The 24,131-nt window shown below is 38.7% G+C and carries 20 protein-coding genes; 5 read left to right on the top strand and 15 right to left on the bottom strand.

From position 1 onward, the window contains the following. Positions 1-2: 2 nt before the first annotated feature. From JN080_RS10425 to JN080_RS10415, 3 genes are all read right to left on the bottom strand, one after another. Positions 3-1,148, bottom strand: coding sequence for an acyl-CoA dehydrogenase family protein (locus tag JN080_RS10425; RefSeq protein ID WP_256235922.1), 1,146 nt, complete (start codon positions 1,146-1,148; stop codon positions 3-5). A 12-nt stretch (positions 1,149-1,160) separates the two neighbouring features. Beyond that, positions 1,161-2,438 (bottom strand): hypothetical protein, encoded by a 1,278-nt coding sequence (locus JN080_RS10420; protein WP_256235920.1) that lies wholly within the window; start codon positions 2,436-2,438, stop codon positions 1,161-1,163. Positions 2,439-2,668: 230 nt separating this feature from the next. Next, positions 2,669-2,917, bottom strand: a complete 249-nt coding sequence (locus JN080_RS10415) for a hypothetical protein (RefSeq protein WP_256235918.1) — start codon at positions 2,915-2,917, stop codon at positions 2,669-2,671. A gap of 213 nt (positions 2,918-3,130) precedes the next feature. On the opposite strand from JN080_RS10415, the gene JN080_RS10410 reads away from it, so the two are divergent. Beyond that, positions 3,131-5,350 (top strand): arylsulfatase, encoded by a 2,220-nt coding sequence (locus tag JN080_RS10410; RefSeq protein ID WP_256235916.1) that lies wholly within the window; start codon positions 3,131-3,133, stop codon positions 5,348-5,350. Positions 5,351-5,472: 122 nt separating this feature from the next. On the opposite strand, the gene JN080_RS10405 is transcribed toward JN080_RS10410, so the two are convergent. After that, positions 5,473-6,006, bottom strand: a complete 534-nt coding sequence (locus JN080_RS10405) for a methylated-DNA--[protein]-cysteine S-methyltransferase (RefSeq protein ID WP_256235915.1) — start codon at positions 6,004-6,006, stop codon at positions 5,473-5,475. Between the two features lie 409 nt (positions 6,007-6,415). On the opposite strand from JN080_RS10405, the gene JN080_RS10400 reads away from it, so the two are divergent. Next, positions 6,416-6,796, top strand: a complete 381-nt coding sequence (locus JN080_RS10400) for a VOC family protein (RefSeq protein WP_256235914.1) — start codon at positions 6,416-6,418, stop codon at positions 6,794-6,796. A gap of 241 nt (positions 6,797-7,037) precedes the next feature. On the opposite strand, the gene JN080_RS10395 is transcribed toward JN080_RS10400, so the two are convergent. Beyond that, complete coding sequence (locus JN080_RS10395) at positions 7,038-8,162, bottom strand: lipase/acyltransferase domain-containing protein (protein WP_256235913.1); 1,125 nt, start codon at positions 8,160-8,162, stop codon at positions 7,038-7,040. 326 nt (positions 8,163-8,488) lie between these two features. Here JN080_RS10395 and JN080_RS10390 point away from each other — a divergent pair, with 326 nt between their 5' ends. After that, positions 8,489-8,851 (top strand): group I truncated hemoglobin, encoded by a 363-nt coding sequence (locus JN080_RS10390; RefSeq protein WP_256235912.1) that lies wholly within the window; start codon positions 8,489-8,491, stop codon positions 8,849-8,851. 212 nt (positions 8,852-9,063) lie between these two features. Here the strand turns inward: JN080_RS10390 and JN080_RS10385 are convergent, their stop codons facing one another. From JN080_RS10385 to JN080_RS10350, 8 genes are all read right to left on the bottom strand, one after another. After that, positions 9,064-9,444, bottom strand: coding sequence for a ribosomal maturation YjgA family protein (locus tag JN080_RS10385; protein WP_256235943.1), 381 nt, complete (start codon positions 9,442-9,444; stop codon positions 9,064-9,066). A gap of 313 nt (positions 9,445-9,757) precedes the next feature. Further along, positions 9,758-10,621 (bottom strand): nitroreductase family protein, encoded by an 864-nt coding sequence (locus JN080_RS10380; protein ID WP_256235911.1) that lies wholly within the window; start codon positions 10,619-10,621, stop codon positions 9,758-9,760. Between the two features lie 193 nt (positions 10,622-10,814). Continuing rightward, positions 10,815-13,244, bottom strand: coding sequence for a glycogen/starch/alpha-glucan phosphorylase (locus tag JN080_RS10375; RefSeq protein WP_256235910.1), 2,430 nt, complete (start codon positions 13,242-13,244; stop codon positions 10,815-10,817). Further along, positions 13,219-14,685 carry a glycogen synthase GlgA gene (gene glgA / locus JN080_RS10370; protein WP_256235909.1) on the bottom strand — a complete coding sequence of 489 codons (1,467 nt, stop codon included), beginning with the start codon at positions 14,683-14,685 and terminating at the stop codon, positions 13,219-13,221. Before glgA ends, JN080_RS10375 begins: the two co-directional genes overlap by 26 nt. Continuing rightward, complete coding sequence (locus tag JN080_RS10365) at positions 14,682-15,710, bottom strand: GlgC family sugar phosphate nucleotidyltransferase (RefSeq protein ID WP_256235908.1); 1,029 nt, start codon at positions 15,708-15,710, stop codon at positions 14,682-14,684. Before JN080_RS10365 ends, glgA begins: the two co-directional genes overlap by 4 nt. 26 nt (positions 15,711-15,736) lie before the next feature. Beyond that, the gene (locus JN080_RS10360; protein ID WP_305473902.1) at positions 15,737-16,882 is read right to left on the bottom strand and encodes a glucose-1-phosphate adenylyltransferase; all 1,146 of its coding nucleotides are present in this window, start codon (positions 16,880-16,882) and stop codon (positions 15,737-15,739) included. Continuing rightward, positions 16,830-18,758: a 1,4-alpha-glucan branching enzyme gene (gene glgB / locus JN080_RS10355; RefSeq protein ID WP_256235906.1), complete on the bottom strand. Its 1,929-nt coding sequence runs from the start codon at positions 18,756-18,758 to the stop codon at positions 16,830-16,832. Before glgB ends, JN080_RS10360 begins: the two co-directional genes overlap by 53 nt. A 617-nt stretch (positions 18,759-19,375) precedes the next feature. Beyond that, positions 19,376-20,224 carry a DODA-type extradiol aromatic ring-opening family dioxygenase gene (locus JN080_RS10350; protein ID WP_256235905.1) on the bottom strand — a complete coding sequence of 283 codons (849 nt, stop codon included), beginning with the start codon at positions 20,222-20,224 and terminating at the stop codon, positions 19,376-19,378. Positions 20,225-20,513: 289 nt separating this feature from the next. Here JN080_RS10350 and JN080_RS10345 point away from each other — a divergent pair, with 289 nt between their 5' ends. Together JN080_RS10345 and JN080_RS10340 are read left to right on the top strand one after the other, a co-directional pair. Next, positions 20,514-20,654 (top strand): hypothetical protein, encoded by a 141-nt coding sequence (locus JN080_RS10345; protein ID WP_256235944.1) that lies wholly within the window; start codon positions 20,514-20,516, stop codon positions 20,652-20,654. Positions 20,655-20,709: 55 nt separating this feature from the next. Further along, positions 20,710-21,990, top strand: a complete 1,281-nt coding sequence (locus tag JN080_RS10340; protein ID WP_256235904.1) for an MFS transporter — start codon at positions 20,710-20,712, stop codon at positions 21,988-21,990. Positions 21,991-22,145: 155 nt separating this feature from the next. On the opposite strand, the gene JN080_RS10335 is transcribed toward JN080_RS10340, so the two are convergent. Both JN080_RS10335 and JN080_RS10330 read right to left on the bottom strand, forming a co-directional pair. After that, the gene (locus JN080_RS10335; protein WP_256235903.1) at positions 22,146-22,523 is read right to left on the bottom strand and encodes a hypothetical protein; all 378 of its coding nucleotides are present in this window, start codon (positions 22,521-22,523) and stop codon (positions 22,146-22,148) included. 200 nt (positions 22,524-22,723) lie between these two features. Next, a complete protein-coding gene (locus JN080_RS10330; RefSeq protein WP_256235902.1) occupies positions 22,724-24,037 on the bottom strand; it encodes an acetyl-CoA hydrolase/transferase family protein in 1,314 nt (437 codons plus the stop codon). Positions 24,038-24,131 lie beyond the last annotated feature (94 nt).

The following is a 24,131-nucleotide window of genomic DNA, read 5'->3' as shown; positions in this document are numbered from 1 at the left end:
CCTCACATTAATGGTAAGCCGACTAAGCTTTTACCAATCCATGTTTTTAATATTTCCGTTGTTGGTGCCATTACGCTTCCAGCACGACTATCACGATAGTAGCGTTCAACAGGTAAGCGCTTCGTAAAGCCGATGCCGCCGCAAACCTGCATCGCTGTCCCAGTTACATTGACAGCTGTTTCACAAGCAAGTGTTTTTGTTGCTAATACGGATAAAAGTGCTTCTGGATCTGCGTTGTCCAGCATTGAGGCTGTCTTTTTTACATGTGCATTGGCACCATCAACAGCTACATACATATCTGCTAAATACATTTGAATAGCTTGATAGTTTGCAATCGAAGAATCAGCATTTTGGTGTGTTCGTTTTTTTGTATGTTCGATTGCACTAGTAAGCGCTGCTCTGGCAATGCCTACGTTAACGGCAGATATGCCGGCAATAAAGACAGGTGCAACAAGATCAAAAATGACACCCAGACCAATACCTTCTTTTCCAACCAAATTTCTAGCGGGAACTGGAGAATCATTTAATTCCATCACAATACTTGAATTACCAGCCATACCAATTCCATCCCACTCACCTGAAAACGAGAGGTTTTCTGTATCTTCTTCGACGATAAAAATATTTAACCCTACTTGTCCTTCTGGTGCTTTCGCAACAACTAGATAATAGTCGGCTTGATTTCCGTTTGTTACGAAGCTTTTTTTTCCATTTAAAATAAACGAATCTCCCTTACGGACCGCCTGTATCGATGGTTGATAGAAATGAGCTCCATTCGCTGTTTCACTAAAAGCAAGTGTTGCGATTTTTTCCCCTTTGGCAATAGGTCTGAGCACTCGCCCTCTTTGTTCTCCTTCCGAATAACGTGCCAGGACAGCTGTTCCACAATTATGCATAAGGAAACACATCGCTGTTGAAGCACAGGCTTCACCTAATACTTCCATAACAGACGCAAGCGTTTCAAAGTTAGCATCATGTCCACCAAATTCTTTTGGAACTAGCAGCCCCATTAAACCTGCTTTTTTGAGTGCTTCAAAATTTTCAATTGGAAAACGGCGTTCCCGATCAATTGCTGCTGCATTAACCGCTAACACATTTTGGGCAACTTCTTTGGCAATTGCAATTAAACTACCTGTTTGTAAAACTGACATACTTATTCCCCCTTACATGAAATTCGGTGTGTGGAGCGTTGATATTTTCATTGCTTGATCTTCGGTTAAACCAATCGTAACGAGACGTTTAATCCGGTTTTCATGCATTTTCGCTTGTAACTCTTTGACCGCATGAAAACCTTTTTGGATATGCTCAGGCTGTCTGCCACCTCCTGCTAAAATTGCCAATGCTTCCATAGTGTGTGAATTCCCTCCAGCAGCTGCTGCAACAAACTGCTGGCGCTGTTCAACTGTTTCAAATAAAGAATGAATCAAATTAGGCTGATTTATTAGCTGCTGACGGACGTGAGCAATTCCATAAGCAACGTGTCTTGCTTCATCTTGTCTTGCCAATTGAACAATTTTCCGCGTCACTTCATCTGGAGCATGACGTTCGATAAATTGCAGCAAGTCCAGAAAGGTTCCTTCCCCTAAGACGTGCATCATAAAAGAGGATTTAAAATAATCCTCTTCAATGTACAAACTATGCAGCGAACGTTCCGTCATGACCGACGAAAATTGTAAACCGCCGCCATTTGCCATTGCTCGTTTTGTAAATACTTCGATATGGCGTGCTTCATCTAGAACAAGAGTGGCAAGAAATAGTATAGGTTCAATAAAATGGGGGTGGATGCGATGAAGAAACTTTGCAGGAACATAAAAAGCTGAAAATTCATTCTCTGCTAAAAAAGTCATAATCTGACATACAGCCCATTCTACATCTTCTGGTAATTCCGCTAACTCATTCCAAGGAATATCTGTCGTTGGATTCCATTGTGACGTTTTGGCTTGCTCATATAAGTCAGCAGCATTATCCGTCCATACTTCATCTGCATTATGTAATGCAAAAGTAAATTCGGGATTTCCGGCTTCAGCAACTGCCCCCCTGGGGACAAAGCCAAGGTAGGCATGTGGTTGATCCATTATTTTTGCCATTCTCCCTGTTAGCCAATCCTTCAATCGAATTGTGCCATTTTTGCCTCGTGGCAGTTTAACACCCCAATCAGGCATACTGGTAAAGTTAGCTTGGTGCTGTCCTTTTTGGACTATAAATTTTGTATATTCTCCAGCATCAATCGATTCAAGAAAGATATGACTATTCAATTTACACCATGACTTCAGATCTTCTTTACCGTCCGGTTGGGTGCTGTGTATTTCAACAATTTCTTCATCGGACACATGTGTTAAGGCATTGTGGATTATAAGAAAATATTCTTCTCCGGGTAATAAATTCCCAACATTACAAATGTATTTTGGAGTATATCCAATAACTTGAAAACCTTCTTCCAAAAGTAAAACCACCTCTTATATAATAATTCGTTACAAATTATTATATTTGAGGACAGCTTTAATATGACTTTAATTAGAATGACAATCGAGGTACTCTTGTATTTTCATAAACTGCACATCTTTTAATATAGAAAAGCGGCTGTCCAAAAGTTGATTGAGCATCAATCTTGGAACAGCCCTTTTTTATTCCTTCACAGGATAAATCACTTTGTTGCAAAAATGTACTTCCCTTACCAAAAGAATAATGGAGCGAACCCAACTCCCACAAATGGAACGAAAACGGGAGGTCCAAAAAACGGTCCTGGTCCAAAAAAACCAAACCCATACCCATCATTTGGTCTGGAAGCACCTAATTCCTCAATCTCAAGTCCTTCTTTTTTTACCCTTACTACTCTACCAGTTGTCCATTCCCCGTCACTATTTTTAAACCGAATCATCTGGCCCTTTAAACGCAGTGCTTTCTCATAATCTAATTGCATGATATCTCCTCCTTTACAAATGGCATATTATAAAATATGTAGGATGTCCTAGTTGTGTACAAGCAAATAACCCAAACAAATCCTATCATGAAAAATTTCTTAACATAGTTTCCAACATATCTAATTGAGCCCTAAAATATATATTCTAAATATGCACTACCATCAATTGCCTATGGATTATGTATGATTATCTTACTTGAAAGGAAAATGATTATGGATACTAAAAAGGAGCCAGACACGAATAAAAAAAGGACGAATGTCATTTATATCGTGCTCGATGATGTTGGATTTTCTGCTTTAGGATGCTATGGTTCGGAGATTGAGACCCCTAATATAGATTCAATAGCTAAGAACGGATTGAGATACAATCATTTTCATGTTACCCCATTGTGTTCACCGACTCGTGCTTGTCTTCTTACAGGCCGTAATTGCCATTCTGTTGGAGTAGGTACTGTTACTGAATTTGATTGGGGACCTCAATTTCCTAATAAAAGGGGAAGAATTACAGAACGAGCTGTTTCAGTCGCTGAAATCTTAAAAATGAACGGGATCGCCACTTATATGGCAGGAAAATGGCATCTCGTTCCTGGACATGAAGCAGCGTCTAGTGGACCGTTTGATAATTGGCCTCTTTCTAAAGGCTTTGAACGGTTTTATGGATTTTTATTAGGTATGACGGATCAGTATGCACCAGATTTAATCTATGATAATCATCGTGTACAGAAGACGAAAAAACAAAACTACCATCTATCCGAAGACCTGGTTGATAAAGCACTGGAATTTCTAACCGATCACCTATCCGTTACTCCGGAACGCTCATTCTTTCTCTATTTAGCATTTGGTGCTCAACACGAACCACATCAAGTACCAAAACCGTTTATCGATAAATATGAAGGAGTTTATGATAAAGGCTGGGATCACATCCGAAAAGAGAGGTTTAAGCATCAAAAAGAATTAGGCGTTATTCCTCAAGAGACCGAACTTGTTGAACGCAATCCCGGCATCAAGCCATGGGCAGAGCTGACACATAAAGAAAAGACACTGTTTATTCAATTTCAGCAGACGTTTGCTGGTTTTTTAACACATACAGATCAACAAATTGGAAGGCTACTGAACTTTTTAAATTTAAAAAATAAACTTAAAGAAACAATTATTGTTTTACTATCGGATAATGGAGGCAGTCAGGAAGGCGGCTGGAATGGTTCGATTTACGATTCTGCCTACTTCAATGGAATTGAGGAAAGTGTGGAAGAGATGTATAAAAAGAAAACTGAAATTGGTGGTCCTTCAGTCAGTCCTAATTATCCTAAGGGTTGGGCACAAGCTGCTAATACGCCTTTTAAATATTATAAGCAAGATACTTTTTTGGGGGGCATTCGCGTTCCCCTTATCATTCAATACCCCCAAGTGATCCAAGACCCAGGAGCGATTCGTACACAATTCTACCATGCGATTGATATCACGCCTACAATCCTGGAGTTATTATCGATTAAGCCTCCACAAAAATATAAAGGTGTTGAACAAATGCCTATGCATGGGGTAAGTATGATGGATACATTTACAATCCCCGAAGTGTCCACCAAACGAAAAACGCAGTATTTTGAAATGCTTGGTAATCGGGCTATTTGGCATGACGGATGGATGGCTGTTACCTACCATGAAAGAGGGATCCCTTTTAGTGAAGATAAATGGGAGCTATATTATCTAAATAAAGACTTTTCACAAAAGTATAATCTAGCAGAAAAATATCCAGAAAAAGTAAAATACCTTGATGAACTCTGGATGCAGGAGGCAAAAAAGTACAACGTTCTCCCTTTAGATGACATCCCATTTCGTAAGGGATATCAAGGCTTGCAGGAGGGACGAACAATCTTTACCTACTATCCCGGAATGGCTCATTTGCCAACCAGTGCTGCTCCAAGAATAACGATGACTTCTTATTCCATTACTGTTCCTATATTTCGCGTAAACCATAAAGAGGAAGGTGTTTTAATTGCTCATGGGAGCCATTCAAGTGGGTATTCTCTTTATATAAAAGATAATTACTTGATTTATGAATATAATTACGTTGGTACAGTCTATAGGGTTAAATCTTCTGTAGAAGTGCCCGTTGGTTTTTCAACCATCCACTTTGAGTTTAAGAACAGATTCACTCAGGGATCAGGGCGGATTTATATTAATAACCAATTAGTAGGGACAGTCGATATAGCACGGACTTTACCATTTATTATTTCTTTTGAAGGGTTAGACATAGGACGCGATCGATTAACACCGGTCAGTTCTAACTACCCGATACCGGAATTCCCTTTTACAGGACAAATTAAACAGGTAGATTTTGTACTTCTGGATGAACATAATAAAACCCATCCAGTTTATGATGAAGACAAAGAACCGATTTATATTAATGTGAATGGAACCATTATTTTGCTTTAAATGGATTTATTCATTTCCACTGGAACCCTAAAACTGGCCATTCTTTGGCTGATTCAATGTTTTTCATCACAAAAATTCGTAGAGCCCAACAACTAGAAACCCATAGCTTTTAACTCCGTTTATCACTCTTTGCTGGATGACCCTTGTCTTTCCAGATCCAAAAGCAGAGTCTTCATTTCTAATCCACCACGGTAGCCGGTTAACGATCCATTCTTTCCTACAACACGGTGGCATGGCACAGTGATTAGAACTGGATTAGCTCCAATAGCTGCCCCTACGGCACGAACAGCGGCTGGTTTATTTATATCGTTTGCTATGTCAGAGTATGACTTAGTCTGCCCGTACGGAATCTCACAAAGTGCATTCCAGACTGCAAGCTGGAATGCTGTTCCTTTGAAATCAAATGGAACAGTAAATGTTTTCCGTTTTCCTTCTAGATATTCAATGATTTCAACCTTATAAGGTTCAAGCTTTTCGCCGTCCTCAACAAGCAGACTCCCTGGAAAGCGTTTCTTCGCCCATCCAGACAATTCATCGAATGGTTTGTTCTGTGAACCAACATAGCACAGTCCTTTCGAGTTTGATGCAAGATAAAAGCTCCAATCCTGTTCCCTCAGCAAAGACCAAAAAATGGTGGGTTTATTCTTTTTTTCCATGGTAAATTTCCTCCGTTTTATTGCTTTGGCTATGTACCTGACGATACTGTACTGGTATGCCCAGTTTCTTTTTAAACAAAAAGGGCGTGTTAGGCATGCCTACATAGGTTAATATTTCTTATACCAATTTTATCATTTAAAAATAGAAGGCTTTTGAGAACGGAATAGCAAGAAAACAAAACTAGTCAATTGTAACCATGGAAGAACTGAGAATCCTACACTACTTTTTATCACTGCCGTGTCTTTTATTCAATCATTAAATTGAATTTCTTTTTTAACAGAAGCTGACCTTCGCCCCTCTGTCTATTCTCTTTTAAAGGTCAGCAAAAATTTAGTTCGCCGGAGGATACAAAGTGTCACAAATAGGGTAAAATGGTACCAGAAACCTAAGTGAAATGGGGAGAAGCGAATGATCAATAAAGTCGGTCAAATCATGCTCTATGTAAATAACCAGGATGAAACAGTAGCATTTTGGAAAGAAAAAGCAGGGTTTAGCGTTATTTCTGAAGTAAATAATGGTCAAGGACTAAGATTTATTGAAATAGCCCCCACTAAAGAATCGGAAACAAGTATTATTCTCCATAATAAGGAATTTATTGCGAAAATGCAGCCGGAATTAAATCTTAACACACCATCATTAATGTTTTTCTCAGAAAATATTGATCAATTGTATAAGGATTTTTCCGATAAAAATATCACAGTTGGAGAAATGGTGACAATGCCTACTGGTAAAGTATTTAACTTTGCTGATAACGAAGGCAATTACTTTGCAGTAATGGAAAAAAAGTAAATTAGTAGACGGTAGTAGTTGGGGCAATCCCCTAATCTATGCGGATGCCCCTTCCATACTAATCAAGCGAAATTGTTTATGATTAAACTGAGTGGAAGACGTTACCCAACAATTGGGACGGGGCGAATTTTAATTGTGCGATAGCACGAAATTATTTTGCTATATTATACATTCCTACTACAAAAGGGTTTGAACAGCCAGATATTCAAAGTAGGAGGTAGTACTTAATAATTCAATAACTTTATTTGACTTGTCTGACTGAACCATCAAGTACGGACCACCAGGGAGGACCTGCGGAATTCTCTGAAGTTTTATTTAAAAGAAACCTTGAAATCATGGTTTGGACTCTTCCATCGTTCAAGAAAAGACCATGCATGGCTATGTCACTCCACTTCTTCTTCAGGGCCAGTGTTAAAACGGTATCCTTATAGATGGCTGAACTTTCTAGTGAAACCGTCCCATCTCCATCACCATCCGCATCGGGAGAATCAAAATTAAAGAAATTTTTTGCCCGACTATCTGGGCTCTGAAGCTGGACAATGACTTTTGTTTTCGTTTTTTCACCCTCTCCAGTAAGAATTAGAAATTTTTTTCTGACCACTTCCGGAAGCTCGCTTAAATTCAGCATCGCTGGATTTTGCCTATCCCAGAATGTTTTTATCTGTTTGAGCCTATTAAGAAACATTCCTTTGTCATCATCACCAATGTTGGATTGCCAATGGTTAGGATTGAATAAATCAAAATCTTGCCCGTTTTCAAAAACAACCGCATCCTTATATGTCGGACACATCTCATAAACCGAAGGAAACGTACGGGCTATCTTCCTGAATTCATCATTTGAATTGAGCAGCGGAAATTTAAAACCGCTCTCTCCGGCAGTTAGAGAAATCAGAGCCCTTACGGAACCTTTAAAAGGACATGCTGCCAAAACAGCATGCTCAATGACATCATAATTCCCTTGCAAATTTTGCAAATAGCAGCTGAATACCATTGCACCCATGCTATGAGCAATAAAGTTGAACGTTTTTACCGAAAGTTTCTCCTTTAGATAAGTAACATAATTAGCTAAACGCTTGGCCGTTTCTGCCGAAGATTTCCTCCAATCATAACCAAAAATATAAACTGGCATTTTAGTCTTATTCTCGAGGATGTATACTGCTTCCCGATAAGGCAGATCCTCTACATCACCCCGCTCAATAATCGATTTTGAATTGACTTCATAACGACTATCCTGTTTTAAAGACAGTTCATAGATCGTTTCATATTTGCTTTGAATCGTTGACCATATCGTATCAAAATCAAGTGTGTTCACATTGACAAGTTTCGTTCCTTGTAATCCTGGGATTAAAATAGTTGGGACAGACAAACCTTTTTCCTCCTTCATGCATTGACTGCATTTTATTCTATAGATTAAGGGACGGTTCTTTTGTTTCATAAAGCAATTCCTATTATTTTAACAAGGTCGGCGTAACTCAATTTTATTGTTCTTATAAAAAAGACTGACTAAAATAGCCAGCCAAAGCTGACGCAAGGTGCTTCCTTACGCCTTGTATATAATATTCAAGTACAAGGACAGGCGTTACAATCCTTCTGAATATATTGCAAAATGAAAGATTTACTAACAATTAACGGATAAAAATAAGTTTTCAGCAAATAATACTTCTATTAATTTATGAATAGGAGAGAATCGATATGGAACAATCACTTTACGAAAAAGTTGGCGGAGAGGAAGCGATAGCCAAAGTTGTGGACTATTTTTACTCCGAGTTAGTACTTAAGGATAATACAGTAAATCATTTTTTTAAGGAAACGGATATGGAAAAACAACGCAGTCATCAGACAAAATTTATAAGTTTTGCATTAGGCGGTCCAAATCAATATTCTGGACAATCTATGGCAAAAGCTCACCAAGACATGAATCTTCAACCAGAACATTTTAATGCTATTGTAAAACACCTTCACGATGCTTTAGCTCACTTTGGAGTAAATGAAGCTGATATAGATACAGCTTTAACTAAAGTGGCATCACTAAAAGACGATATATTATATAAATAACTCTTATTCAGGCTAACAATCCCCACGTGGGAGACTAAGTTGCCATAAACGGGCACTTTTCATTTTGACTAACAGGTAACTTAATTTAAATAGGGCCCATTAATTCTATTTGGATCCATAAATAAAACTAAGATCCTCTCTGCTGAAAGGATCTTAGTTTGTAATAACACACAATTAGAATTTTCGAAAATGGTTACCCTGAAGCAAGTGAACTATCTCTGAGTGAACATAAGCGTCACCTTATCCAAGACAGTGCCTATCAAAATCCCAGTTGCATACCGAATCAGATCCACGGTAAGAAAACCCTTGCCCAGGATCAATCCTCCGAGCACTGTACCTCGTATGTGATTAATCCAGTCTGCCTGATATAGCTGACTGAGTTCAATTCCGAAGCTGAACAAAAGGCTAAGGAAAATGGCTGTGAGCAGTCTATTCCGAACTAATAAGAACCTAAATCCAAAATAGACCATCATAGCCCACAGCGCATCCCCAGCATTCTGCGCTACAAATAACAGAAGTAGATGGCTGAATTTTCTGGAGGCTAATCCCAATAAAATAGTAATAGCAATGGTTATCATATAAGCTATTCTCATGTTACGATAACGCGGGCTGATAGATTTGTTTGTTGATAGTTTGGAAGAAAGCAAGCGGATCACTCTTTGACATAGTATTGGTATTCGTTAAATTTCATTTATTATATAAACTCGAATATACAGTTATTACATGATAGCAGCTTATAGATTGGTGTTTATTTTTTCCAAAACCATTCCTTCTTTATTTGTGGGTGCATTGGTTCGTGCTTTTAAAAAATTATAAAAGAAAATGGACTAACTATTTCAAATATTATTATCGGCGACTTTCAGCAATTTTGCAGGAACGCTATTTCTTTAGGTAACGCAACCTATATTAGTGGGATTTCCAGCTAATGATATATTCAGTCTGTTGATTTGGAAGATCTAATTTCGGATCTTCTACTAGCCATTCTCCTTTGAGCGTTAACTCCCGACATGCTAAATCAAACTGGCAGATCGCGATTCCCATATCCAAGATTTGCATATCATATCCTAATTTTGCGCTATAGTTTGGCGTGTGCTCGATGTAAAAATGACAAACCCTGCGATCTGCAGTTAAAACTAGTCTCCACGGTTGTTTATTGGATGCTGAAGGTCCGAGCCTCACCATTTCAATCGGTATTTCAAGCCAGTCAGCATGTTCTTTTGTTAAGCTGACTTCGAAGTTAGCATCATAAAAAAGCTGATCCCATGGCTTTTTGTTATCTGCTTTGACTACGAAGCGAAGCGCTTTGTCCAAAACCCTTTGTTTGTTTTTTGGATAACCAACAGGTGTGATACACGGAATGAACTCCCCTTCACTAAATTGGATTTCCTTTTCGAATGAATTTCGATTGAAGGTTCCACCCATCCAGCAGGTACCCATATCTAATTCATTTAAAAATAATACTAGTTTATGAAAGCAGTAGGCTAAATCCAAAAGTGCATATCGATTATTTTGCGCAACCCCGACCAAATAACCGCTTGGATTTTTGATGAATCCATATGTTCCTAACTTTATTCCTTTGTCAGACACATTATTGGTTACCAGAACAAGCTCAATTCTGCTCTTATTTTCAAAAAGTCCGATCAAATTATGTTCGTCCGCTATGTATTCGGATAGTTTGTTTAAATCACGATCGGTAATCCTTTGCGTATCATACGTTCTGATCGAATGGCGCTGCTGCATCGTTTCTATAACAGATTTTTGAGATTCCACCTATTTCCCTCCTGTTCCTTTCATGAGAATTTCACAAAGAATAGCTAAAATTTCAAATCCCTGGAAACATTTTTTGAGGTTAATCTTATCATTTTAAACAATGGGGCCGCTCCAAATTTTATTGGCGCAACCCCTTTTTCATCCATACAATTACTCCAACAATTTAATAAAGAATAACCGATAAAGTCTATTATCATTTTGTCCCGGTAACCTCTATCGAGACAAAAGAACCGTCCCCATGATCATTTCCAGTCCCCTTGATGTTCCAAATGTCTTTTGCATATTCACGGATTGTCCGGTCACTTGAAAAGAATCCTGATTTGGCAATGTTGATTAGACTCTTTTTAAGCCAGCCTTGTCTGTTTCGATATTCCTCGCTGATTTTCTCATGAATAGTGGCGTAGGCTGCAAAATCCCGGAGGACAAAATATTGGTCATTCTGATCAAGCAAAGCCTCAAAAATGGCCGTAAACTCCCCTTCTGACCCCGGGAAAAATCCATTAACCAATTGCTCGACTACTTGATGGATCCGATGATTATTATGATAGTATTCACCCGAATAATAGCCGCCATTTCTTTCATAGTTAAGAACTTCACTGGCACTTAATCCGAACAGGAAAATATTCTTGTTTCCAACCAGCTCTGTTATCTCAACATTTGCACCATCGAGCGTTCCCACCGTCAAAGCACCGTTCATCATAAACTTCATATTTCCTGTTCCGGAAGCCTCTTTACTAGCGGTTGATATCTGTTCACTTAAATCTGCTGCAGGAAAAATATCCTCCGCAAGGGAGACACGATAATTTTCAAGAAAGATTACTTTTAATTTAGTGTTTATCTCCGGATCATGATTGATCTTTTCGGCAACTGTATTGATCAACTTTATAACCTTTTTGGCAAAATAATAGCCTGGAGAGGCCTTTGCACCAAAAATAAATGTTCTCGGGAACATAGGATAATGTGGATCTTCTTTAAGGCGGTTATACAAATACATAATATGAAGTACATTCAGGAGCTGACGTTTATACGCATGCAATCGTTTTACCTGAACATCAAAAATAGAAGCTGTGTCTACTATGACACCAGATTTTTCATAGATGATCTTTGCTAGCCTTTCTTTGTTGGCTAACTTGATCGCAGCTAATTGTTTTAGAAAGACAGAATCATGCTTAAATTTCAGCAGCTCTTCCATTTTTTCTGGCTTTGCAATCCATTCGGTACCAATGGATTCATTTATAAGGCTTGAGAGCTTTGGATTGGCCTTTAACAACCAGCGCCGATGGGTGATCCCATTTGTTTTATTATTAAATCGCTCAGGAAACTCTTTATAATAAGTGCTCATTTCTCTTTCTTTTAATATCTCCGTGTGCAGCTTGGCCACCCCGTTACTACTATGGCTGCCTACAATCGCAAGTGGCGCCATTTTTACAACACCATCTGCAATGATGGCCATGCTTCCGATCTTATCCCAATCCCCAGGGTGCTTATCCCACAACTGCTTACAGAAACGCTCATTAATCTCTTCGATAATCATAAACATTCTTGGCAAAAGCGGTTGAAAAATCCGAATTGGCCACCGCTCCAATGCTTCGGATAAAGTAGTATGATTGGTATAAGAAAGAGTGTTTACCGTAATATGCCAGGCTTCATCCCAGCCTAATCCCTCTTCATCTAGTAGTATTCTCATCAACTCTGGAACGGCAAGGGCGGGATGGGTATCATTAATATGAATACTAACATATTGATGAAAATCAAGCAGGCTCCGCTGCTGTTGTTTGTATGTGTGAACAATCGAACTAAGACTGGCAGCTACAAGTAAATATTGCTGCTTTAGGCGAAGAATTTTCCCTTCATCATGGGTATCATCAGGATATAACAAATGGGAAATGGTTTCTGCTTCTTTTTTATTAGCAGCAAAATGAGATGGTTCTGCACTCCAAAGCCTTAACGTATTTACATTGTTTGTTTGGAATCCAATAACCGGAAGATCATACGGAACGGCCTTGACAATTTCGGCGTTCACATGTCGGAAAACTAGCCTTCCATTTTCCTGAGCACACTCTATTTCCCCCCAGAAAGGAATAAGCACAGAATCCTCAGCTTTTCTTACCTCCCACACAGCGCCACTCCGAAGCCATTGTTCTGGGAGCTCAACCTGATACCCATTGACAATTTTTTGCTCAAACAACCCATTCTTATAGCGAATCCCACAACCATGCCCCGGAAGATTTAGCGTCGAAAGCGAATCGAGAAAACAAGCAGCCAGTCGTCCCAGCCCTCCATTTCCCAGTCCAGCATCAGCTTCCATCTCCTCCAGTTCTCCAAAATCAATCCCTAATTCTTTCAGGCCTTGATCAACCACCTCTTCAATCCCAAGGTTCAGTAAATTATTACGAAGCAGTCTTCCCAATAAGAACTCAATCGATAAGTAATAGACCTGTTTTTGCCCGGATTTCTGATTTTGCTCATTTGTTTTTATCCAGTTAGTACGCACATACTCCATACTCATACGGGCAAGCGTTTGGAACTGTTCACTCTTTGTACTCTCATCCAAGCTCGTATTATAGGACATTTCGAGCTTTGTTTGATAGACGGATTTAAACTCTTGTATGCTCGAGAACATCCACATCACTCCTTGAGACTAGGTCTTTATAAAGCTGATAATAAATAGTTGCAGACCGTGTCCAGCTATAATCCATCTGCATGACACTTTCAACAAGCAGATTCCAGTCCTGTTTGTGATGGTAAAAATTTAAAGCTCGTTCAATTGTAAATAGCATGTCATGGGCATTGAAATTGGTGAAAGTAAACCCGTTTCCGGCGCCGTTATTTCCATTATAAGACTTGACGGTATCATTTAATCCACCAGTCTCGCGAACAATCGGAATCGCTCCGTAACGAAGTGCAATCAATTGACTAAGTCCACAGGGCTCAAACTTTGAAGGCATTAAAAAAAGGTCTGCTCCCGCATAGATTTGATGCGCAAGATCTTCATTAAATCCGATAAAGACACGGCACTGGTCATAGTATTTAGCAGACATATTACTAAAGAAGTGTTCAAATTCCCGATCACCTGTCCCTAAGACAATCAATTGTACCCCTGTTGCCATGATCTCATCGAATACTCCCTTAACCAGCTCAATCCCTTTTTGTTTAGTTAATCTTGTTACCATGCCGATCAGTGGGATGTTTTCATCCTGTTGTAGACCAAAATGTCTTTGAATAGATAACTTATTTAGTAGCCTCTTCTCATGATTTTTTGGACCATACTCAGCAAGTAAAGCTGGGTCTGTTTCCGGATCGTATAAACGATTATCAATACCATTCAAAATGCCGACTAGATCAAATCCCCGGCTTCGCAATACGCCATCAAGTCTTTCACCAAGATAGGCTGTCTGGATTTCCTCCATATAGGTTGGACTCACAGTCGTAATTTTATCTGCCGAAATTAATGCTGCTTTCATAAAAGATACATTCCCGTAAAATTCTAACTGCCCTGAATGAAAATAATCGTCTTCTAATCCAAGCAAATCCCCAAGGATTTCTTTTGGAAAAATACCTTGAAATTGAAGATTATGAATCGTAAAGACGGTGCGGATCTCTTCATAGCCTTTTCGATTACGATACTTTTCTTTTAATAAAAATGGAATCATCCCTGTATGCCAGTCATGACAATGAATAATGTCAGGATAAAAGCCGATTTCCTTAATACTTTCGAGAACAGCTAGATTAAAATAGGAAAATTTTTCTCCTTCATCAAAGTCCCCATACATTTGACTGCGTTTAAAGTAGTATTCATTATCAACAAAGTAGTAAACCACACCATCAAGTTCAAGCTGTTCAATTCCACAGTATTGCTGCCTCCAGCCGACAGGAACAATGAAATCGGTTAGTTTTTCCATCTGTTGTTTGTATTCATCAGATATTAATTGGTATTTGGGAAGGATTACCCTTACATCCATCCCTAGTTTTTTTAGCTCTTTCGGAAGTGACCCTGCCACATCAGCAAGTCCACCCGATTTGATAAACGGTACACATTCTGACACTGCAAATAATATTTTCATGAGTTCATCCTCACTCCCTGTACCAAACCTTTTTTCAAGATATACGGAGCCTCCTGCGTTCCGGTGATCGCAACCCCGGATTCAACCCGTACATCCTTGTCGAGAATAGCATGATCTAACACACAATTTTCGCCAATTTGTGATTTTTGCATAATGATACAGTTTTTAACAACTGCACCTTTTGCAATTTTAACCCCTCTGGCAATTATGCTGTTTTCCACCTTTCCTTGTATCTCTGCTCCATTGGCCACCATTGAATTGTGAACAACCGCAGTTTTTGCATAGCGAGTTGGTGGTTCGTCCTTTACCTTTGTCAAAATGGGGCGATCCTTAAGAAACAGCTTTTTCCAGATTTCTAAGTTGAGCAAATCCATGCTTGCGGAAAAGTAGCTTTTAACTGAATTGACCGTAACTGCATATTCATCAAAATTAAAATAACAAACTCTGTAAGGACTATCGATATCTGTTACGACATCCCTCATTCCCAAATAACCGGTTTTATACCGGGATACAATCAATTCAAGCAAGAGCTCTGTCTTTATAACAAATATCTCAAGAGATTGGCCATCTTTTCGTACTTCGGATATATCACAGCCATTTTCAATATGCCATTCCAGCAGCTTCTCAAAATCGATATTAAAAATCAGGTTAGCTTTTGAAATCAACGCATATTCCTGTGTACTTCTTTTCAAAAAATCAATATTGGCCGCATAATTGTCAAATGACCCTATATCTCTGCTAGGTTTATCAAATATTGACGATGGAAAGAAAAATAACCCATCACGTTTTCGATTGAGGTCCCAGTTCTTGCCGGAGCCAAGGTGATCCATTAATGATCTGTACTCATATTTTGGAAAAATAGCCACGCTCTGAATCCCTGAATTGACCATGTTCGAAAGCACAAAGTCAATTAGCCGATATCTGCCGCCAAACGGAATAGCAGCAACTGAACGATGGCGTGTTAACTCAATAAGGTCTTCAAAAAAGGTTGTTGCATCAATAATACCAAGTAACCGTGTGTTCAAAGCCATAACCCCCTGATGTCTGTCGTTTATTTAGATACGATTTCCGCAAGTGTTTCTTCAGAAACAAGCAGAATCTCTCCTTCGTTTCTTGGACGGATGACCGCCCCATCCGGTACAACAAGTCCCGATGATACAATCGCTTTTTCAATGATACAATTTCGGCCGATTACCGCATCTGGCATAATAACTGCTTCGTTTAGCACAGTGCCCTTTTTAACTGTTACTCCCTGAAAAACTACCGATCTTGTAAGATTTCCTTCGATTATACACCCCTCGTTAACAAGCGAATCTATCAGACTCGCATCTTGACTTAGGAACTGTGGCGGCTGATTTGGGTTAACAGAATAAATCCGCCAACTTTGATCAAACAAATTTAGCTCACAGTTTTCATCTAACAAATCCATGTTGGCCTCCCAAAGGCTTTTAACCGTTCCAACATCCTTCCAATACCCCTTAAAAGGATATGCAAATAACTTTTTCCCATCCTTTAGCATTAAAGGAAGAATATCCTTCCCAAAATCATGGCTCGAGTCTGCACTTTCGTTATCCAACAATAAATACTTTTCAAGTTCCTTCCAATTGAATATATATATGCCCATCGATGCCAGATTGCTTTTTGGCACTTTTGGTTTTTCATCAAATTCAACTACTCGCAAATCTTCATCCGTATTCAAGATTCCAAACCGATCTGCTTCGTGCCAAGGCACTTCAATCACAGAAATAGTCATATCTGCACCTTTTTCAATATGATGATCAAGCATCAATTCGTAGTTCATTTTGTAGATGTGATCACCAGATAAAATCAGTACATAATCCGGGTTATATTGATGAAGGTAGTTTATGTTCTGAAAAATTGCACTAGCTGTGCCTGTATACCATCTAACTTCTTTTGAAGCTGTATATGGTGGAAGGACCGTTACCCCATCATCCTTCCTGTCCAGGTCCCAAGCACTACCAATGCCTATATATGAATTAAGTATAAGGGGCTGGTATTGTGTTAACACACCCACTGTATAAATTCCAGAGTTTGTACAATTACTCAATGGAAAATCGATAATCCGATATTTTCCTCCGAACGGTACCGCAGGCTTAGCGAGATCCTTTGTCAATGTATTTAGTCTACTTCCTTGTCCCCCTGCGAGCAGCATTGCTACCACTTTCTTCTTTTGCATCAATTACTTTCCCCTTTCTTTTATGAACTGGACGTAAAATGGCTATTCCAAATGGAGAAATGTTCATTTCAATTGAATAAGATCTTCCATGTAAGCTAATTTCTTCAGTATTCATTACTTTTTTATTTTCCACACCTGAACCGCCAAACTCCTGTGCATCACTATTTAAAATCTCCCGGTACGATGCCGGTCCAGGTACCCCAATTCGATAACCTGAATAGGTTTGTGGTGTAAAATTGCAAACAATGAGTAAATAATCGTCTGCTTTGATCCCCCTCCTTATAAAGGAGAAAACAGATTGCTCGGCATTGTTTGCGTCAATCCACTCGAATCCTTCGTATACATGATCAAGTTCATAGAGAGGCTTCGACCGTTTATAGACTTTTAAAAGTTCTTTGACAAACAAATTAAGCTTTTCATGCATATCGTAATCGAGCAGATTCCAATCAAGCTGTTCTTTATCCTTCCATTCGGAAAACTGACCAAGTTCTGTTCCCATAAAGGTTAATTTCTTGCCTGGGTGCGACGTCATATACCCTAGGAGCAATCTTAATTGAGCAAATTTTTGCCAATAATCGCCCGGCATTTTGTTAAGAAGTGATTTTTTCCCATGTACTACTTCGTCATGAGAAAAAGGCAGGATAAACGATTCAGTAAATGCATACAGCAACGAAAAGGTCACTTTATTATGATGATATTTTCGTTCAGATGGATCGGTTTCCATGTACTTTAACATGTCATTCATCCAGCCCATATTCCATTTGTATGTAAATCCTAAACCACCGTCCTCAGGTGGCGACGTTACCTTTGGCCAGTCGGTAGAATCTTCAGCAATCATCCATACACCAGCAAAACTCTCAGCAACAGCTGTGTTTAATTTCTTTAAAAACTCTACACCATATGGATTTACCTGTAGATGTGAATTTGGCCAATAGATGATATTTGCCACTGCATCCACTCTAAATCCATCAATATGGTATTGTTCAAGCCAAAACAATGCATTAGAAATAAGAAAACTTTGAACCTCTGTTTTTCCAAGGTCAAAATTTGCCGTACCCCAGACCAAATTTTCTCGATCCTTTGGATTTTGATAGTCAAAGACATAACTTCCATCAAAACAATACAGACCATGTGCATCCTTACAAAAGTGTCCTGGCACCCAATCAAGGATGACGCCTATTCCGTTCTGATGGCATTGATCAACAAAGTACATAAAGTCATGTGGTTTTCCAAAACGGCTTGTTACTGAGAAATAGCCTGTTCCCTGGTAACCCCAGGATATGTCGAGTGGGTGCTCTGTTAAGGGTAATAGTTCAATATGAGTATATCCATGTAAGAGGATATAAGGAATTAGTTCATCAGCCAATTGCCGATAAGTAAGCAGTTCCCCATCCGGAGCCAGTTTCCATGAGCCCAGATGGATTTCATAAATGGCAGTTGGTTGTGATTTTGTTTGATTCTTTTCCCTTTTTCGGAGCCATTGGTTATCATTCCATTTATACCCTTCCAATGGATAAACAATCGAGGCGGTATTCGGACGTACTTCAGAATAAAATGCAAAGGGATCAGCCTTTAAAATTTTTTCACCAGCCGGTGTAAAAAGCTCATACTTGTATAGAGCAGCTGTTAAATCCCCTTCAACAATCAATGACCAGACACCCTCATCATTGATCTTCTTACAGTCATACCCGTCTCCATTCCAGCTATTAAAATCTCCTACTATTCTTACATTCCTTGCCTCTGGTGCCCAAACACAAAAGCGTGTATTTGCCCCTGAATTACTTTTTTCAATATGAGCACCAAATAATTCGTGACTTTGGAATAAAGAACCTTCATGGAATAGGTGCAGCTGATAATCTGTTGGATGTGATACCATTTCTCTTCACCTGCCTTTTCTAGGGGACGGTTCTCTTGTATTTTTTCCGTGGGAAGCAAGAACCGTTCCCTTACTAATTCGGTATTATTTCTAACTACCTTTTACAATTATACTAGCATCAAAACCTTGCCAACTTTTTGAATTTTCTCGACAGCAATCGACACATTTTCCGAAATAGCGTTTTCATTACTTTCACTATTAGTTTTTAAAGTTTTGTCAAAAATAGAAACTTTTAAAAAAAATATGAGTAATTTAGATGATCGATAATGTTAGTCCTCGACTAAACAAGCTAAAAGAAATTTATTTACCTTAATAATACATAGAAAGAAGTGAAGAGTTTCTCGTTGTTTGGTACTGAGCAAACTTCGTAAATGATTAAAAAGTTTAAAAATGGAAAAAGGGAATATTGTCGATAAGAAAACGAAAAAACATAAGCGAAAGCGCCAGCTTAGCGATGTACACTAGTCTCTGGGCGCTGGCGCCTGACGTTGATAAACTTCATTCAAGGTTATTCACAGGCTATTATTTTAAAATTACCTAGAAGATGAAAAACAGCTGTTTGAAGAGGATTCGTTCTCTTAAACAGCTGTTTTTTAATAAAGAAACATAAATTGTTATTACTTTACATATTCTTGTTCCACATTTTCTTTCATACTAGAAACCTTTGTTTTACCAAATGTTATTAGAGGATTCCAGCTGCCGGATGATTGTCCGTCTGCAAAATAAACTGGTGCACACTCTTCATCAACGATCCCTAAAAGCATTGCTAAATGGCGGCCGCCTGATTCAACTTTTGCCATACTTGCATATTGCGGCAGCATTTGATAGGCAGCTTTATAATCTTTGTTCATCAGTAACTCGACAAACGCTTTATCAAGGGCATGTTCAGAAAGAGTTGGCTTATTGTGTCTTCCACGTACTAGGTTATGGGATAAGGCACCACTTGCGACAAAAACAATCTTCCTTTCCGATTCATTTAAAACCTTAGCGATTTCTTGACCCCACTGATATGTTTCTTCAAGATTAGCAGCTAACGTAACAGACAGGTTGATCACAGGAATATCTTCATTTGGAACGAGATATCGTAAAGGCACAACTGTACCATAATCCCAGACGAAATGTGGGTCATATACCCCTTCTACCGCCAGATTGGCCTTTTTTCCTGCTTGAACTAATTTCATTGCTAATGCTTCATCCCCCGGATAATGATAGGGAATATCTTTAATCATATCTGGGGCTTCTGTTGCAGTCAGGAGCCCTTTATGAGCTGGATTACAGTCGACATAATGGGCAAAAGTAGACGGCCAGTGACAAGTAACTAAAACAATTACATCCGGCTTTATTTGGGCAATTTCCTTCGCCACTTCTTTAAAACCTCCAACTATGTTTTGCTGAAAATCTGGTACTTGATCCTCGTGGCAAAGACTTGGAGCATGTGGTACAAGCATACTTAACTCAACCGTCATAATATATTCCTCCTCGTTTGTTTTTTGCTAAAAAAGATTTTGAAATAAAGTCAAAATTTTCAATCTTTTCTAATGATGATGATAGCGTTTCCTTTTTCCTTTAACAAGATTTTTATTCCTCTATTTGGAACAAAAACTAATTTTCCATTATACAGTTCAGCAAATTGGCTCCCACTAACAAAAATATGAATGAACAGACTTAAGAAAATCTCCTCTTAACAAGAAAAATAAATTCAAACTCCCTATTATTATAGTACAATCAAATTGTCAGAAAATTACGGAGGTTCCCATGAACCGTCTTACTGGTATTCAGCCGATCACCCTTCCTTCCATCCGCCTCATTGATGAAGGACCAACGTTGGCAAGGTTGTTAGGAGTAAGCTTGGGCGACACAGATGGAAGAATCATAGAGGAGTTATTAACGATTTAGCTTCTAGATTTGTTTTCTAAATTTGCAGCAACTAATTGATAAAGGGGGAAACCGAATGAGCAAGCTGTCAAAGCAAGAAAAGAGTTGGGTTTTTTACGATTGGGCAAATTCCGCGTATTCTCTTCTGATCACAACCGCTATCTTTCCATTGTACTTCAAGGCGTCTGCTAAAGAGGCTGGTCTTGCTGCGTCTACTTCTACCGCCTATTGGGGCTATGCTAACTCTCTTGCCACACTGCTAATCTCGATTTGTGCACCGATTTTAGGGACGATTGGGGATTATAAAGGATTTAAAAAACGATTTTTCACCTTTTTCTTTGGTCTGGGAATTGTGTTTACCCTGCTGCTTGTGATTGTGCCGAATAATCAATGGCTGATTTTATTAATCTGTTATATGATCACCGTTATTGGTTTTGCAGGGGCAAATATTTTCTATGATGCTTTTCTAGTTGATGTAACAACAGAGGAGCGAATGAACCGGATTTCATCAAGAGGATTTGCGATGGGCTACATTGGTAGCACCATTCCTTTTATCATCAGCATTGCCTTTATTATTTTGTCTCAACAAAACATTATCCCGTTATCAGTTACGACTGCTAGTCAGGCTGCATTTGCGATTACAGCACTCTGGTGGGGCTTATTTACGATCCCGATGCTCAAAAATGTCGAACAAAACTATTATATTGAGCGGGTAGCGAATCCCATTTCGAGCTCCTTCAAACGAATGCTGCAAACGCTTAAAGATATTAAAACATACCGCCCTTTATTTCTGTTTCTATTAGCTTATTTCTTCTACATTGACGGAGTCGATACCGTTATTACCATGTCAACCACCTATGGTTCAGATTTAGGAATCAGTTCACAAAATCTCCTTATCATTCTGTTTGCAACACAGGTTGTTGCTGCACCCTTTGCGATTCTATACGGCAAGCTAGCAGAAAAATTCAAAGGAAAAACGATGCTGCTCGTTGGTATATTTGTTTATATTGTTATTTGTACGTATGCCTACTTCTTAAAAACCACCCTGGATTTTTGGATCTTGGCTATGCTGGTTGCTTCCTCACAAGGTGGAATCCAAGCTCTTAGCCGTGCCTATTTTGCAAAATTGGTCCCAAAAGAAAATGCGAATGAGTTCTTTGGCTTTTACAATATCTTTTATAAATTTGCCGCGATTTTGGGACCATTCTTAGTTGGTGTCACCGCGCAACTAACAGGCAGTACAAACAGCGGGGTGTTCAGTCTCATTATTTTGTTTATTATTGGTGGAGCCATTCTCCTTCGGGTACCTGAAGCAAGCAATGTCTCACCACCTAATTCCATTGAATTAAATCAGTAAAACTTTTTCTTCGATGAAACAAAGCCAGTCCTGTGACTGGCTTTTAAAGTGGGATAATTGGTCTCTTTTTAGCATATTGACAAATATCTTTCTATTGAAAATTCCTTGAAAGGCTCCAGTAGAAAAAACTATGTAGAAAAAGCTAATCGATCTTATTATTCTACCAATTTCTCTAGTTCTTTTATTTTCATTATCCATTCCTTGAAACTTCCATATTCTTTTGGATCGAATCCGAAATATGTCTTTATTAGCCGGACGGATTCTCTTTCTTGTTCCTGAAAAACACCGTCAGAAAAAATAAGCTGAAGGATTTCAGTTAGGACGATATTTTTCGTTCGTTCACTTTTGAATCTCTTAAGAATATCTTCAAGATCGAGACCCTTTATTGCATAATTTTCAAGTCGCATTTCCTTTTGATATTTTTCAATAATAAAACTTTCATATATTGATAGCTTTCCGTCAATTGATGCAATCAGCGAGGCTAATTCAAGAAACGCTACTTTCTCCTCAGGCTGAAGTTCTGCTAGGAACATTGCTTCCCTCTCCTTTTAATCTAGTTTATATTTATACGGCTCATTCTAGTTAAAGTTTCAATTATTAGATTTAGTATATGTTTCGGGTGCAATTCGTCATATTCTAACAAAAAAATTTAGGAGACGGTTTAACCGGCCTTAAGAAGTTTGTCGTAAATAAAAAACGATTACACCATTTAATGTAATCGTTTCTTTGGGAGCTAAATCATAAAAAAGTTTTTTTGAGGAAGAAAACCGCGCTTTATGGCGTCAAAGGTAAGTTGCTCCCTAAAATTCGGATGAGCAATTTTTATTAGTGCCTCTGTGCGGCCTTGAACAGTTTTTCCTTTTAGTTCAGCTTTTCCATATTCAGTAACAATGGTATCAACATCATTTTTGGATGTACTCACAACCGCCCCCTGAGGCAGCATTGGAACAATTTTTGAAATGGTATCATTTTTGGCTGTTGAATAGAGACAAATGATTCCCCGTCCATGTTCTGTCATTCGTACTCCTTTTGCAAAATCGGCCTGTCCACCAGTAGATGAATAGTATTTTCCGTTAATCGTTTCTGAATTGCACTGCCCAAGGAAATCAACCTCGACGGTAGAATTTACCGAAACAAGATTGTCTAGTTGAGATAGGTTTCTGAGATCGTTGGAAACATTGCAAGGCAACATGAGAATATCCTTATTATTATCCATAAAATCGTACAATTTTCTGGAACCAAGAGCAAAAGTTGCTGTTGTTTTTCCTTTAAAGATTTTTTTATTCATATTCGTAATAACACCGTTTTCATATAAATCGACAACCTTGTCAGGAAGCATTTCTGTATGGATTCCAAGTTCACGGTGTCCTTTCAAATACTCGATTACGGCGTTGGGCATTGACCCAAAACCAATTTGAACCGTGTCGCCATTATGAATTAAGTCTGCAATCGTTTGACCAATCTTCATGTCTTTTTCATTAAGAATAGGATCCGGAATCGAGGGTAAATCAAAATCATGTTCAATAAATGCTGTTACCTCGCTAATATGGATCCGGTTCTGATCGCCAAATGTCCGTGGCATATTATTATTAACTTCAAGGATGATGGATTTGGAGTCACCCAACAATGGTCCAACATAGCTGACACTTGTCCCGAGTGAAAAATACCCATCCTCATCCATTGGAGAAACGGCTGCCATAATTACACGTTTGGTTGTTGATGTTGCTAGCTTCAATAATGAAGGTATGTCGGAAAAATGGTTAGGAAGCATATCGGTTATTCCTTCCCCGAATGCTTTACGGTCGTAGGCACTAAGGAATATGGATACTTGCTTGATCGTTTCCGGATCTACATTAAGGATCGGATACCCAGGAAGCATCCGGTAAAGAGTATTCCCATGGAGACGCTTATTAGTGGAAAGAGCCTCAAGCAATGCAGGTGGCTCTCCAGGATTAATCGGAAAAATAATTCCCTCCCCAGGCTCAACAAAACGAATAGCTTCTTCTGCAGTGCAAACTTTTGCTTTATACATCTCTTGAAAACTCATCACTTTCTCTCCCTTGATTTACATTCAAAAAGAGATAAATAGGAATTTTTTACATTTTTTTGTTATTGAAAGTCTATTTTCCTATTTTTACGAT

It is taken from the genome of Bacillus sp. EB600, assembly GCF_024494385.1.
In the GTDB taxonomy this organism is placed as follows: Bacteria; Bacillota; Bacilli; order Bacillales; family Cytobacillaceae; genus JAEVLT01.
Note: the sequence above shows the minus strand (reverse complement) of the source record. Positions and strands in the feature narration are given on the sequence as shown.

Bases quoted from the DNA above. Each gene is read 5' to 3' on its own strand.
- JN080_RS10330 (WP_256235902.1), bottom strand. From the start codon at position 24,037: ATGAGTTTTCAAGAGATGTATAAAGCAAAAGTTTGCACTGCAGAAGAA.
- JN080_RS10390 (WP_256235912.1), top strand. From the start codon at position 8,489: ATGGAACAATCACTTTACGAAAAAGTTGGCGGAGAGGAAGCGATAGCC.
- JN080_RS10350 (WP_256235905.1), bottom strand. From the start codon at position 20,224: ATGACGGTTGAGTTAAGTATGCTTGTACCACATGCTCCAAGTCTTTGC.
- JN080_RS10335 (WP_256235903.1), bottom strand. From the start codon at position 22,523: ATGTTCCTAGCAGAACTTCAGCCTGAGGAGAAAGTAGCGTTTCTTGAA.
- JN080_RS10425 (WP_256235922.1), bottom strand. From the start codon at position 1,148: ATGTCAGTTTTACAAACAGGTAGTTTAATTGCAATTGCCAAAGAAGTT.
- glgA (WP_256235909.1), bottom strand. From the start codon at position 14,685: ATGAAAATATTATTTGCAGTGTCAGAATGTGTACCGTTTATCAAATCG.
- JN080_RS10360 (WP_305473902.1), bottom strand. From the start codon at position 16,882: ATGCAAAAGAAGAAAGTGGTAGCAATGCTGCTCGCAGGGGGACAAGGA.
- JN080_RS10345 (WP_256235944.1), top strand. From the start codon at position 20,514: ATGAACCGTCTTACTGGTATTCAGCCGATCACCCTTCCTTCCATCCGC.
- JN080_RS10385 (WP_256235943.1), bottom strand. From the start codon at position 9,444: ATGAGAATAGCTTATATGATAACCATTGCTATTACTATTTTATTGGGA.
- glgB (WP_256235906.1), bottom strand. From the start codon at position 18,758: ATGGTATCACATCCAACAGATTATCAGCTGCACCTATTCCATGAAGGT.
- JN080_RS10400 (WP_256235914.1), top strand. From the start codon at position 6,416: ATGATCAATAAAGTCGGTCAAATCATGCTCTATGTAAATAACCAGGAT.
- JN080_RS10415 (WP_256235918.1), bottom strand. From the start codon at position 2,917: ATGCAATTAGATTATGAGAAAGCACTGCGTTTAAAGGGCCAGATGATT.
- JN080_RS10340 (WP_256235904.1), top strand. From the start codon at position 20,710: ATGAGCAAGCTGTCAAAGCAAGAAAAGAGTTGGGTTTTTTACGATTGG.
- JN080_RS10405 (WP_256235915.1), bottom strand. From the start codon at position 6,006: ATGGAAAAAAAGAATAAACCCACCATTTTTTGGTCTTTGCTGAGGGAA.
- JN080_RS10410 (WP_256235916.1), top strand. From the start codon at position 3,131: ATGGATACTAAAAAGGAGCCAGACACGAATAAAAAAAGGACGAATGTC.
- JN080_RS10375 (WP_256235910.1), bottom strand. From the start codon at position 13,244: ATGTTCTCGAGCATACAAGAGTTTAAATCCGTCTATCAAACAAAGCTC.